Raw genomic sequence first — 12506 nt, 5'->3', positions numbered from 1 at the left:
CAGCGCCAAGACGGTTGAGGGGTGTTGGAAGGAGTGCCGTCAGTATCAAGCTGGAACACCCCTCATCCGACCGCTTCGCGGCCACCTTCTCCCACAACAAGGGGAGAAGGGAGAGTTGGCAGCGCCGTTCGGCTATGGCTCGACCAGACCCGGATCAGGCGGCCGGCGCCCTTTGCACCAGCATGTCGATGCCGAGCAGGTGCCGCACGTTCGGGCGCGCCGCCACCATGTCGGCGATCGTATAGCGCTCAAGCACGGCGAAGAACGCGTTGAGTGCCTCGCGCAGCGCCGAATTCAGTGCGCAACTGTCGACCAGCGGACATTCGGCGGCGTCGTTCTCGAAGCATTCGGCCATGGCGAAGCTCTCTTCGGTCACGCGCACGACGTCGAACAATGTGATCGATTCGGCCGGGCGGCCGAGCCTGACGCCGCCGTTCCTGCCGCGCACCGTCTCGACCAGACCATGTTCGACCAAAGGCTGCAGGATCTTGAAGAGAAAAAGTTCAGACACCGAGTAGGCGGCCGCGATCTCCGGGATGCGGCTCAGCCGATCGGTATTCGCGGCGCAATACATCAGGATGCGCATGGCGTAGTTGGTCTGGCGTGTCAGCCGCATTTTGTCCTCACGAGGCAGTAGCTTAAGCTCAATATGGCCTATACCTTGGAATAATTCCAGACTGGCAGCGCATTATAGCTGAATTAACTCGTCAACTTTGCATGCGTGACCGCGGAAAGCGTGAGGCGGCAGCCAGTGGGCGGGCATTTGGCCGGAAGTGGTCGTAATAGACACGCGAGGCCGATCAGTAGCGATCTCACAATCGGTCCCGCCAGGATCACCGTCCGATTCGATGCTGATACGATCACAAGCTTTCAGCACTCAGGCGCACCAGTTCGTGGCTACCGCGGCGCTTGGCTCTGTGTCCTCATCTTGCCCTCGCCAAGTCGTTCGAGGGCCGTTTTGCCTGGCTGGGCTTCGTCGCCACCCTCGTTGCAGAGGACCGTGTTGCAGAGACCGTCCTGAATGTAACGGGAGGGTGACAAATTGATGACAATTTTCGGATTTCGCGCGGAACCATCCCGGTGGAAAATCGTTGGACCAACCTTACGCGCTCCAGTCGCGTCACGACAAAGTTCCAAGGAGGAGGACCATGGCGTTGTTGAAGGGTGGCAATATCGTCACGGGTTTGGCGATTGGCATTGGAGCAGGTGTCATTGCCCCCATGCTCGCGCCTATTCTCAAGCCATTTGCCAAATCGGCCATCAAGGCTGGATTGGTGGCTTACGATCAAGCGCGAGTTGCCTTCGCCGAACTCAATGAGCGAACCGGCGACGTCATGGCCGAGGCTCGGGCTGAAGTGGAAGAAGCGCGTAAGGCCGCGGCTGAGCAACCGAAATCCGCTGACCAATCCTGACACCACATGCGGCTGTCGAATTGAAGTCTTGGGGTTCGAGTCTTGGGAGGTTCGCGAGTCTTGGGAGGTTCGTTGTACCTGTAGGAAGAATGGGGCACTAACAAGGAGCAAGTTCAATGGCGATACTCGAAGACGCATTTAAAGGCGGCAACATAGCAACGGGTTTGGCCTTCGGGTTGGGCGCGGCCTTCTTGGCGCCGCTTGCCGTATCCGTGCTGCGTCCTGTTTCGAAAGCGGTCCTCAAGGCCGGTCTGGTTGCTTACGACCAAGGCAGAGTTGCCGTTGCTGAGATGAATGAAATGACGTCCGACTTGGTTGCTGAAGCCAGAACAGAGATGGCCGAAGCGACCAGGGAAACGGACAATGGAGGCAGGAGCGAAACCGGCGCGCGTCGCGCCCGTAAGAGCGAAGCTGCAGAAAAGTCTTCTGGCAGCTAAGCATCAATACTCGTCTGAAACGGGTCATGACCGGCGTGAGGGTTTTGCATCACGCCAGGCCATCCACTCGTTGCCTCAAAGGATTCCACCGCGGGCACAGTCGTTTTGCCCAGCAAGCTCTTGCTGTGGAGTTCGGTACAACAGTCAGCTTAAGGGTGCCGTGGGATGCATGCCGAGTCGGGGAATCCCGAGTCGTCCAATAGTCGCAGCGCCGTGTCCATTACCCGAATCCATATATCAGTTCCGGGTCGGGCCAGGCTGAAAATCGGCGGATTGCAAGGCTCAAGTTCAGTCAAGACTCTGCTGGAGCGGGGAGGCCACGCGGCGCCTGGGGTGTCCAGCATCACCGCCAGCGATCTGACCGGAAATGTCGTCGTCCAATTTGACGTGACGTCAGGCCTTGATTCCATCATCGATTATCTCGCCGCTTTATTGCGAGGTGAGATCATCGCACCGGGCGAGATGCCCGATGCCGGGCCGGAGTGGCATATGCTTTCGCCAAAACAATCATGCTTCAAGCTGGAGGCTTCGGCAGACGCCGGCCTGCCAGGAGATGAAGCTCGGCGGCGGTTGGCAAGCACCGGCCCCAACATCCTCGAAAACATTCAGCCACGGTCGCGCGCGAGCATTCTTGCGGACCAGTTTCAAAGCTTGCCGGTCGCGATGCTTCTTGGTGCCGCATCGGTCTCCATTCTCACCGGCGGCGCATTCGAAGCCGCCGTGATTCTCGCAGTTGTCGGCTTGAACGCCGTCATCGGCTACCAAACCGAAAGCCGTGCGGAACGGACGATCCAAAGTTTGGGAGCGAAGGGGCCCCAAACCGCCCGGATCATGCGCGAAGGCGTCATTGCGACTGTCCCAGTTCAGCAGATCGTTCCCGGGGACGTTCTTACGGTGCAACGGGGAGACGTAGTTCCGGCCGATGCGCGTCTGCTGAATGAGGACGCTTTGACAGTTAGTGAAGCCCTGCTGACGGGCGAAAGCGCACCCATTCAGAAGACTGTCGGTGCTATCGAACGGATGAACGTGCCTCTTGGGTCCCGTTCAAACATGATCTATCGCGGGACGATCGTGACTGGAGGCGGTGGGCGCGCGATCGTGGTGGCAACAGGTTCGCTCACGCAAGCGGGACGAATACAGCGGCTGGTCGGCGCAACCTTCGCCCCTGAAACGCCGCTCCAAAGGGAGCTCAAGAAACTCGGACAGCGGCTCGGCTGGCTGACAATGGGCACTTGCGCAGTCCTTTTCTCTTTAGGCTGGCTGCGCGGCATCGGTCTTCTCCAGATGGCCCGCTCGGCGATATCTGTTGCCGTCGCAGCAGTCCCTGAAGGTCTGCCGATGGTGGCGACGACCACCTTCGCTCTTGGCATCGAGAAACTGCGTCGTGAAGGTGTTCTGATCCGTAAGCTGGATGCTGTCGAGACGCTTGCGGCAGCGCGGGTCGTTTGCTTCGACAAGACGGGAACGCTGACCCTCGGCCACATCGATGTCGATACGATCAGGATTGGCGACAATGCCTACTCGATCAATGAGGACTGGGCCTACTCGATCAATGAGGATTGGGGCGCGCGGAAGGCGTTGCGCCATGTGCTGGAAGTATGCTGCCTGTGCAACGATGCCGAGATTGTTCAGACGGAAGAAGGATTGCGTTTGAACGGCTCGCCTACCGACGGCTGCCTCGTCCAGGCCGCTCTCGACCGTGGCGTGGACGTTGCATCTCTGCGTAAGCGCTTTGCACGGATATCCGTGCAGCGCAGGAGCGAAACCTATCGCTTCATGGTGACGCAACATGCAATGGAAGATGGCACGCTGACCGCCATGAAAGGGAGCCCGAAGGAGGTCCTGGCGCGTTGCAGCATCGAAATCTTGCCGGACGGCACCGAGCGAGAACTCACTCCGGAACGGCGCGCCGCCATCGGGGAAGTCAATCTCGAAATGGCATCTCAGGCTCTTCGCGTACTGGGTGTCGCGCGTGGACAGGCCACAGGTTCCAAGCCGAATGGACATAATGGTCGAGATCTTGCCTGGCTCGGGCTGGTTGGGATGGCGGATCAGGTGCGTCCGGGTACCAGCGAACTGCTGAGCCAGCTGCACGAGGCCGGCATTCAGACGATTATGCTCACGGGTGATCAGAAGGCAACGGCGGCTGCCGTTAGCGAGCTTATCGGCCTGAACGGTCGAGGCGAGGTGGAGATTGTCGATGGCGCGGACCTCGAAGACATGTCTTCGGGCGAGCTTGCCCAGACCGCTCGGCGCGCGCAAGCGTTCAGTCGGGTCAGCCCGGCGCAAAAGCTGCAAATCGTTCGCTCACTTCAGGAAGCAGGTGTAACCGTAGCAATGGTTGGTGACGGAGTGAATGACGGCCCTGCGTTGAAGGCTGCAGACGTGGGCGTTGCGATCGGCCAGCAGCAGAGCATGAATGCCGCAAGGGAAATCGCGGATGTCATCATCCACACCGGTGGCCTCGGCGGTCTCGCCACCGCCATCGAAACAGGCCGCACGACCCACCGCAACATTCGGAAAACCATTCGCTACCTGGTCAGCACTAACCTCAGCGAGGTGCTGCTGGTCTTGGCAGGTACTTCGGTCGGCATTGGAGCACCGCTCTCGCCGATGCAGCTCCTCTGGATAAACCTGATCTCGGACGTGCTGCCCGGCATCGGACTGGCGATGGAAGCGCCTGAACCCGACATTCTTCGGCAAGCACCGAAAGAAGACCACACGGTGATATTACGGCGCGGTGAAATCGGGCGGCTTGCCGCTCAATCTGCGATCATAAGCGGCGGAGCGATGGCGGTGAGCCTTCTCGGCGCCACGCGCTATGGATTGGATTCTCCAATCACGAGGACCATGACGTTCGAAAGCCTGGTGATGGCCCAGCTTCTCCATGCCATCACATCGCGTTCCGATAGGCACAGCATCTTTGATCGCAGCCCCCGACCGCCCAATCGCGCGCTCTCGCTGATCATTGGGGGGTCGATGGCCGTTCAGGCCGGCTGCCTCTTAATACCGTTTTTAAGAAGACTTCTCGGGATAGCGCCGATCACCGCAACAGACGCCATCGTTACCCTCGCCGGCGGAACTCTTCCCTTCCTGGCAATGGAGTGGATGAAATCGCGACGGGATACCGCCGACGGCGAGTTGGTCTGGACCCGTGCAAAGGAGCAGACGAACCTTCCGGCACCGGTGTGACTGCACCGCCGCCCTACGCTGCGATCGGCATAGGTTCTTCGGCTTGCTCATGCGCCACAGTCGACGACCGATGCGACTGAGGCCGCATCATGGTGCCGACAACCGCACGAAGTACCGGTTCGGCCAGGACCTCTGCCAGTTGGGCAGCAGGATGCCTCGCGAAGACAAGAGGCAGAAACTTTGCCAGCAGGAACACCATGTCCAGTTCGCGCCCGCTCATACCGTCAGTCCGACCATTCGCCACGACGAGCGGATGAAGAGTCGGTTCGACCGTCAGATACGGAATGCCGCGGCAGGCAGCCAGCGGATCGACACTGTTATCGTGCACGATCACCAGGCTTGCGGCCGTAGGATTGACGGTCACGCTGGTTATGCCCTCCGCACCGAGAAGGTCTCGCTGCAGATTGGCGAAAAACGCGACCTGATAGCGCGCTGCGGGAATTTTGATCCGTAGACGGCCCGCTGTGCGGTGAACGACACGGGCGGTTTTTTGAAGAGGCATCTCGATTCGCTCACTTTGATGCCGCCAAGGCGGCCATTCGCGACCGAGATAGGAGATTTTCACAAAGGCTTGATGACAGTCGCAGGCTTTGCGGGCGGCGCGATTTCTTAGGAAATCGCCCATGTCCCAAGATAGAGTAGGCATCCGACGAGCGCGCCCACGATGGTTCCATTCATGCGGATGTATTGGAGATCGCTCCCGACAACCAGTTCGAGGCGGTCAGATAGCGCTTTCGTGTCCCAGTTCCTGACGACGTCGCTGAAGAAGGAGCTGATCTCGCCGCGCCACGTGACGATATAAAGCGCCAAGCGTTCCAGCGCAGAGTCGAGGTGTTTCTGCATTGCCTCATCGGTGGCAAGCGCCTGTCCGAACAGGGAAAGCCCACGCTGAAGGCTGGCGCGCGTCTTCGACGAGGGCGTTTGCAAATCCTGTAGAGCAAGCTCTGACAGTTCGGTCCAGATTGAACCGAGCCATGCCTGAATGCCGGGATGCTCGAGCAAACGGTTTTTGGCTGCATTTATCTGCTCCCGCTGCTCGGGAGACGTTTGCAGGGTGTTTATAAGGTCCAAAATTGCTTTCCGGAATTTCAGCCGCGCGTCACCTTCAGGCTCCTGCAGCTTGTGCAATACTTCGATCACACCTGAAATAAGCGCAGCAGCTATCCGACGGTCTATGGCTTTCGGAATCCACCAGCGACTGCGTTCCTGCACAAGTTTTTCGATCTGGCCGCTGTTCTCCTGGAGTAATTTTTCGGCAACCTGGATGGCGCGGTCGAATACGACGTCGGCTTCTCCGCTGACCGTCAGCGCATGAAGAACGCGGCCGAGGACAGGCGTAAAGTCGGCTTGCCGAAGCTGCTCGCCAAGCGTGCGATGGGCGAAATTCAGCAGGTCGGGGCTTCCCGCAGATCGGATCAGGTATGGTAGTGCGTCGACGATCGTGTCGGCGATCGCATCGGCACTAGAAGGAAGAGCAATCCAGGTTGCGAAGCGGTGTCCGACACCAACACTGCGCAACTTGGCAAGGACAGTGTCTGCCGTGAGGAAATGCCGCTCGATGAAGCGCCCAAGCGTTGTGGCGATGCGATCCCTGCTGTTCGGGATGATAGCGGTATGCGGAATCGGAACACCTAAAGGGTGGCGAAACAGCGCCGTGACGGCAAACCAGTCCGCCAGCCCTCCGACCAGGCCAGCCTCGGCACCTGACCGCAGCAGCAATGTGGCGAAGCCCGGATTATCGACCCAATGCGTGCCTACGACGATTGCTGCCATTGAGCCAAGGAGACCGTTGGCGAAGGCGCGGTTGCGACGTTGGCGCCGGATGGCGATTTGGTCGTCCCCGGCGCTCGCGTCAGTGGCTTGTTCGGAGATTGAAAGGGGAGAGGACGAATCTACCGGCATACCGAGACTCCTGTATAATCAGTGAGCAGAGTGCTCTGGTGCAAGACTCCTCGATATGCGAGGCTGAAGGCAATACAATGGAGTGCGGCGAAAAGACCAGCTGACATCGGGGACGCAAACAGGGTTCCAACGAGCAGGCGAGTCATGCTTCCCAAAGCAACAGTCGAACACACCATGCCGGGGCGGCTTCGGGTGAAAGTTTCCGATTTCCGCGGCGACATGTCCTATTTCCGCTCGGCGATCGAGAAGCTCTCAAACTATCCGGAGATTGCCGGTTTGAGGGCGAACCCGATGACCGGAAGCTTTATCATCGAGCACAAGACGGATTTGCCCTCGATTCGCAAATTTGCGGCCGATGGCGAAGTGTTCGACCTGCAGGAGACATTTTCGCCGCCGCCCCGCCGAGAGCCGCCCGCTCCGAGCGGAGGCAAGGCGGACGACAGGAACCCCGCGTTGGAAGGGGGCAGAGCGACCGTAATCGGCCTGCTGGGTCTGGCCGCCTACCAGGCGACGCGAGGCCATGGATTGGGTCCGGCCACCGAAAACTTCTGGAATGCGTTCGGTGCGCTACGAATTCTCAAGAATCCATTTATTGCGCTGGTCTTTGGCGGCCTTGGAATTCTGCAATTGACAAGGGGCCGATGGGCGGGATCGGCATCATCCCTCCTCTTCTATGCGTTCGTCGTCAGGCAGCTGTCCGGCTCCGGCCCCGAAATGCAAGCGCCAGCGAATCGGACGAATCGAAATCCCTCTAGCGACTGACGCGCCGCCGATCAGGTCAATCGCTGGGATCTTGCCCAACTGACCAGGCTGATCGAAATGGACATCGGCAGGGACCTGCAAACTATCCGCTTCAACGGCATGGTCATCGGCGGCCTGGCCGGCGTCGTGCTCCATACCTTGGAACGGCTGTTCCTCGTCGACTGAGCCGCGATGTATTGCGCGGCCGAATGGACCGTGAGGCTCCAGTGCCCTATTGTTCTCTTCAGGTGCCGCATTCGCAGCAACAGGGGAGACGCCACCATGGCAAAGCGACCGGATTCCGACTCCTTCATGGACATGTTCGGCAGGTTTGGCCGCGATCTGAAGTTGCCGAACGTCGATGTCGAGGCGATCCTCAACCATCATCGCAAGAACCTCGAAGCACTGGAAAAGTCGGCCAGGGCAAGTGCTGCCGGAGCGTCGTCGCTGCTCTCCCGACAGCGCGAGATGCTGCAGGACACGCTGCACGAGATCGCCGACATGGCGCAGAGCTACCGGGCTCCGGGCGATCCTCGGGAGTTGATGGCCAAGCAAACGGCGTTCGCCAGGAAATCCTTCGAGACCGCATTGAAGAATGCCGGCGAGGTGGCCGAACTGGCCAGGAAATCCGGCGCCGAATCGGTAGAGATCCTGCGCGAGCGCATCAAGGAGGCGATGGAGGAAATCCGCAGCGGCTACGACAAGAAGTAGGCTGTTCCCGAGCAGCTGGACTTATCTCCCGTCATCCCGGCTGGTGAAAGCCTTGGTGTTGGTTGGTCCTTGGCCCCGCCGAGGCGCACAAAGTTCCTCTTGCCCGATAATCCTGTTTCCGGCGCTGGAGCCGCCACTGGCGCGATCCGGCCGAGGATATCGCAGCGGAACACGCCGAGCGAATTGACAGAGGCGGCCGGTTCGTGGTCCGGAGGCAGGGCAAGCGATCGGGAAAGCAGGAATGACGCAAATACGGCTGAGGACGCCGCCGACCTACGAACAGCTCAGGACGATGACAGGGCAGGAGCTCGGCGTGTCTGACTGGACGACGGTCGACCAGAGCCGCATCGACCAGTTCGCCGAATGCACGGGCGACCGCCAATGGATCCATGTCGATCCAGAGCGGGCGAAGCGGCAGAGCCCGTTCCGCGCCACCATCGCGCATGGCTATCTAACGCTGTCGATCATCGGCGCGCTGGCGCTCGACATGGGCATCGTGCCAGAAAACACGCAAGCCGTCTTCAACTACGGCTTCGACAGGGTGCGGTTCCTGGCGCCGGTCAGGGCCGGCGCGCGCATCAGGCTGCGCATCACGCTGTTGTCCATGGAGGACAAAGGCCCCGGCCAGTATCTGATGAAGGCGGCCAATATGGTCGAGATCGAAGGTGAGAAGAAGCCGGCGCTGACCGCCGAAACGCTGGTTATGCTCTATGAGCGGCGGCGCAGGCGGGCAGGGGCGTGAGGGAAGAAGCGCAATCTTGCCTTCTCCCCTTACAAGGGGAGAAGGAGAGGCGCTTGACTTGGCTAGAACTTCGTCACCACGCCGATGCCGATGCCTTCGAAGCCGCCCATCGCCATCAAGGCCGCGGGCGCCTCTTCGAGGCTGATCCGCTTGCCGACCAGCAGTTCGGGCTTCAGCTTGCCGGTGCGGATCATCTCCATCATCGCCTGGTAGCGGTGGGCTTGCATGCCGTGGCTGCCGCGGATTTCGAGTTCGAAGGCGATCACCTTGTCCATCGGAATTTGCGGCCTGGCGTGATCGCCGAGCATCAGCCCGACCTGCACATGGCGGCCGCGCCGGCGCAGGTTCGCGATCGAATTGAACGAGGTCGTCGGATGGCCGAGCGCGTCCATCGACATATGCGCGCCGCCATTGGTGATCTGCTTGACCGCCTTGACCACATTCGGCGTCCTGGCGGCGTTGATCGTCGCCACGGCGCCGATCCTGCTGGCGAAGTCCAGCTTTTCGTCGGTCAGGTCGATGGCAATCACGTTGGCGCCCATGGCGCTGGCGATCATGATCGCCGACAGGCCGACGCCGCCGCAGCCATGCACGGCCACCCATTCGCCTGGCGTCACCCGGCCCTGGTCGACAATGGCGCGGAACGAGGTGACGAAGCGGCAGCCGAGGCTGGCGGCGGTGGCGAATTCCATCTCGTCCGGCAAGCGGACCAGATTGGTGTCGGCATGGTCGATGGCGACATATTCGGCGAACGAGCCCCAGCCGGTGAAGCCGGGCTGGGTCTGGTGTTCGCAGACCTGATGGTTGCCCGAGCTGCATTCGAAGCAACGGCCGCAGCCGACGGCGAACGGCACGGTGACGCGCTCGCCTGCCTTCCAGCGGGTCACCTGGCTGCCAGCGGCCGCCACGACGCCGGCAAGCTCGTGGCCCGGCACATGCGGCAGGCGGATGCCGTCGTCGTGGCCCATCCAGCCATGCCAGTCGCTGCGGCAGAGCCCGGTCGCCTCGACCTTGATGACAACGCCGCCCAGTGCCGGCTCCGGATCGGCAACGGTCTGGATCGTCGGCACCTCGCCGAATTTTTCGAAGACGACGGCTTTCATCGGCAATTCCTCATGCTTTTATCCAACTTGCTCTACTCGGCATCGATCTGGTTCTCCGGCGCCGCCTTTTGGAAGGCCGGCAGCACCATGCAGGCGGCGTGGATGCGCGCGATCGTCGGATAGGGCGTCAGGTCGACGCCGAAACGGGCATTGCTGGTGACCTGTGCGGCCAGGCAGATGTCGGCCAGCCCCGGCGTGTCGCCATGGCAGAATGTTTTTGTTTCGGCCGAGGAAGCCAGAATCTTTTCAAGCGGCTGGAAACCTTCGTTCACCCAATGCCGGAACCAGTTGGCGACGTCCTCGTCGCCGGCGCCGAACAGGGTGCGCAGCGAGGTCAGCACGCGCAGATTGTTCACCGGATGGATGTCGCAGGCGATCATCTGCGCCAGCATCCTGACGCGGGCCCGGCCAGGCGCGTCCTGCGGCAAAAGCGGCGGTTCGGGCCTGGTCTCGTCGAGAAATTCGATGATCGCCAGCGATTGCGTCAGCAGCGTTCCGTCGCCGAGGATCAGCGCCGGCACCAGTCCTTGCGGATTGACCGCGAGATAGTCGGGCTCGAGATGCTCGCCATGGCGCAGATGATGCGGCACATATTGGTAGGTCAGGCCCTTCATCTCCAGCGCGATCCGCACCCTGTAGGAGGTGGAGGAGCGGTAGTAGTTATGCAGGACGAGGTCGCTCATTCCTGGACATTCGGCCGATTTGGACGGCCGGGCAAGGCATGATGGTCCGGAAATTGCCATCGCCGCCCTTCGGCCAGGGATGGCGATGTACTATTTGCCAATAATCTGGCCATGGTCGCTGGGCTATTCTATCCTGCCCTGAACTGAAACGAACGCCATGACCGCAGTCAACGATCGCGCCCGATTTCTGATCATCGACGACCACCCGCTGTTTCGCGAGGCGCTGCACAGCGCTGTGCAAATGGCCTATCCGGACGTCGACACTGTCGAGGCGCGTTCGATCACCGAGGCGTTCGAGCTCCTGGCGGACGCCAAGCCATTCGATCTCGCGCTGCTCGACCTCAGCATGCCCGACGTGCATGGCTTCGACGGACTGCTGCAGCTTCGGACCCGCTATCCGCGCCTGCCGGTGGTCATCGTTTCGGGGCATGAGGAGCCCAAGATCATTTCCGAGGCGCTGTCCTATGGCGCTGCCGGGTTCATCCCGAAATCAGCGCGCAAGAGCGATCTGGCCGCCGCCATCCGCTCGGTGATGGAAGGTGCGATCTACGTGCCTGAAACCTATGAAGGCCAGCCGCCGGACGCCGACAGCACCGACCGCGCCGAGATGGTGCAGCGCCTTGCCAAACTGACGCCGCAGCAATTGCGGGTGCTGCAGATGCTGCGCCAGGGCCTGCTCAACAAGCAGATCGCCTACGAGCTGCAGGTCGGCGAAACCACTGTCAAGGCGCATGTCTCCGAGATCCTGCGCAAGCTCAACGTCTACAGCCGGACGCAAGCCGTCATCGAGGTTTCGAAGCTCGACGGCGCCGAGCTGTTTCGCGGCCAGGCGGGGTTTTAGGCACCGGCTGCGGATAGACGTTCGCACGACAGGACGGGCACGATGAAAGTCACGGCGCTCGATCATATCGTTCTTGCGGTCGATGATGTCGAGCGCGCCTGCCGCTTCTACGAACGGGTGCTTGGCATGGAGCCGCGACAGGAGCGGCCTGGCAAATGGTCGCTCCACTTCGGCGCCAATAAGATCAGTCTTCAGGACGCACGTGCCTTTCCCGACATCGCACGCGACACGGTGCCGGGCAGCGGCAATTTCTGTGTGCTCACCGATACGCCGATCGACGAGGTGGTGAAGCAGCTCTCGGCGCAAGGCATCAATATCGTCGCCGGGCCGGGCGAACGCTCTGGAGCAGCCGGTACCATTCTGTCCGTCTATTTTAGGGATCCCGACGGGAACCTGGTCGAAGTCAGCAACCAGCTGTAAAAATATCTAGACAAGGGTGCGGCGGTAATAGCCCGAGCGGTAGCCCAGCCGCTCCGGTGTCTGCTCACCCTTCGAGGCACCCAGCGCCTCCTCCATCTCGGCCTCCAGAACCTCCTGCATCACCGCAAGGTTCACTTCGTGCAGTCCGTCCGGGTTCGATAGCAGAATGTCTTTGACGGCAGCGCTGGTCGATTTGGCTTCTGTCTTGGTCATGGTGGCGTTCCTTCGCGGGAATCAGGTGACGTGAACAATCACCAGCCTGCCATGACCGCCTGCTCTCAGCCATTTTGCAGAACCATCCGCACACTACCTTTCGCCGTGC

At 60.7% G+C, this 12506-nt stretch carries 13 protein-coding genes and 2 pseudogenes; 9 read left to right on the top strand and 6 right to left on the bottom strand.

Annotated elements, in window-relative coordinates; all coding sequences use genetic code 11:
* Positions 1-154 precede the first annotated feature (154 nt).
* Complete coding sequence (gene rirA, locus NMG80_RS23860; RefSeq protein WP_027156154.1) at positions 155-616, bottom strand: iron-responsive transcriptional regulator RirA; 462 nt, start codon at positions 614-616, stop codon at positions 155-157.
* A 532-nt stretch (positions 617-1148) separates the two neighbouring features.
* Between rirA and NMG80_RS23855 the strand changes: the two genes are divergently transcribed.
* The 3 genes from NMG80_RS23855 to NMG80_RS23845 all read left to right on the top strand — a co-directional run bounded on the left by NMG80_RS23855 (position 1149) and on the right by NMG80_RS23845 (position 5041).
* Complete coding sequence (locus tag NMG80_RS23855; protein ID WP_095494486.1) at positions 1149-1412, top strand: DUF5132 domain-containing protein; 264 nt, start codon at positions 1149-1151, stop codon at positions 1410-1412.
* A 116-nt stretch (positions 1413-1528) separates the two neighbouring features.
* Positions 1529-1849, top strand: coding sequence for a DUF5132 domain-containing protein (locus tag NMG80_RS23850; protein ID WP_254020371.1), 321 nt, complete (start codon positions 1529-1531; stop codon positions 1847-1849).
* Positions 1850-2182: 333 nt separating this feature from the next.
* Complete coding sequence (locus NMG80_RS23845; protein ID WP_254020370.1) at positions 2183-5041, top strand: cation-translocating P-type ATPase; 2859 nt, start codon at positions 2183-2185, stop codon at positions 5039-5041.
* 13 nt (positions 5042-5054) lie between these two features.
* Here NMG80_RS23845 and NMG80_RS23840 read toward each other — a convergent pair whose 3' ends face one another.
* Positions 5055-5666, bottom strand: a complete 612-nt coding sequence (locus tag NMG80_RS23840; RefSeq protein ID WP_254020369.1) for a hypothetical protein — start codon at positions 5664-5666, stop codon at positions 5055-5057.
* Positions 5651-6943 (bottom strand): DUF445 domain-containing protein, encoded by a 1293-nt coding sequence (locus NMG80_RS23835; protein ID WP_254020368.1) that lies wholly within the window; start codon positions 6941-6943, stop codon positions 5651-5653. Before NMG80_RS23835 ends, NMG80_RS23840 begins: the two co-directional genes overlap by 16 nt.
* 144 nt (positions 6944-7087) lie before the next feature.
* Between NMG80_RS23835 and NMG80_RS23830 the strand changes: the two genes are divergently transcribed.
* From NMG80_RS23830 to NMG80_RS23815, 4 genes and pseudogenes are all read left to right on the top strand, one after another.
* Positions 7088-7705: a hypothetical protein gene (locus tag NMG80_RS23830; RefSeq protein ID WP_254020367.1), complete on the top strand. Its 618-nt coding sequence runs from the start codon at positions 7088-7090 to the stop codon at positions 7703-7705.
* A gap of 6 nt (positions 7706-7711) precedes the next feature.
* Positions 7712-7870, top strand: a pseudogene (locus NMG80_RS23825) (DUF445 family protein); the annotation flags it as partial.
* A 96-nt stretch (positions 7871-7966) separates the two neighbouring features.
* Entirely contained in the window at positions 7967-8395 is a 429-nt protein-coding gene (locus NMG80_RS23820; RefSeq protein ID WP_254020366.1) for a phasin family protein, read from the top strand.
* A 241-nt stretch (positions 8396-8636) separates the two neighbouring features.
* The gene (locus tag NMG80_RS23815; protein ID WP_254020365.1) at positions 8637-9137 is read left to right on the top strand and encodes a MaoC family dehydratase; all 501 of its coding nucleotides are present in this window, start codon (positions 8637-8639) and stop codon (positions 9135-9137) included.
* A 62-nt stretch (positions 9138-9199) separates the two neighbouring features.
* On the opposite strand, the gene NMG80_RS23810 is transcribed toward NMG80_RS23815, so the two are convergent.
* The gene (locus NMG80_RS23810) at positions 9200-10240 is read right to left on the bottom strand and encodes a zinc-dependent alcohol dehydrogenase family protein (RefSeq protein WP_254020364.1); all 1041 of its coding nucleotides are present in this window, start codon (positions 10238-10240) and stop codon (positions 9200-9202) included.
* 32 nt (positions 10241-10272) lie between these two features.
* Positions 10273-10923, bottom strand: coding sequence for a maleylacetoacetate isomerase (gene maiA / locus NMG80_RS23805; RefSeq protein WP_254020363.1), 651 nt, complete (start codon positions 10921-10923; stop codon positions 10273-10275).
* Positions 10924-11080: 157 nt separating this feature from the next.
* Between maiA and NMG80_RS23800 the strand changes: the two genes are divergently transcribed.
* A complete protein-coding gene (locus NMG80_RS23800; RefSeq protein ID WP_254020362.1) occupies positions 11081-11764 on the top strand; it encodes a response regulator in 684 nt (227 codons plus the stop codon).
* A gap of 42 nt (positions 11765-11806) precedes the next feature.
* On the top strand, positions 11807-12184 hold the full coding sequence (locus tag NMG80_RS23795) for a VOC family protein (protein ID WP_254020361.1): 378 nt from the start codon (positions 11807-11809) through the stop codon (positions 12182-12184).
* A 9-nt stretch (positions 12185-12193) separates the two neighbouring features.
* On the opposite strand, the pseudogene NMG80_RS23790 reads toward NMG80_RS23795, so the two are convergent.
* A pseudogene (locus NMG80_RS23790) lies at positions 12194-12397 on the bottom strand (transposase); the annotation flags it as partial.
* Positions 12398-12506: the final 109 nt, after the last annotated feature.

Source organism: Mesorhizobium escarrei (assembly GCF_935825525.1).
Lineage (GTDB): Bacteria > Pseudomonadota > Alphaproteobacteria > Rhizobiales > Rhizobiaceae > Mesorhizobium > Mesorhizobium escarrei.
Note: the sequence above shows the minus strand (reverse complement) of the source record. Positions and strands in the feature narration are given on the sequence as shown.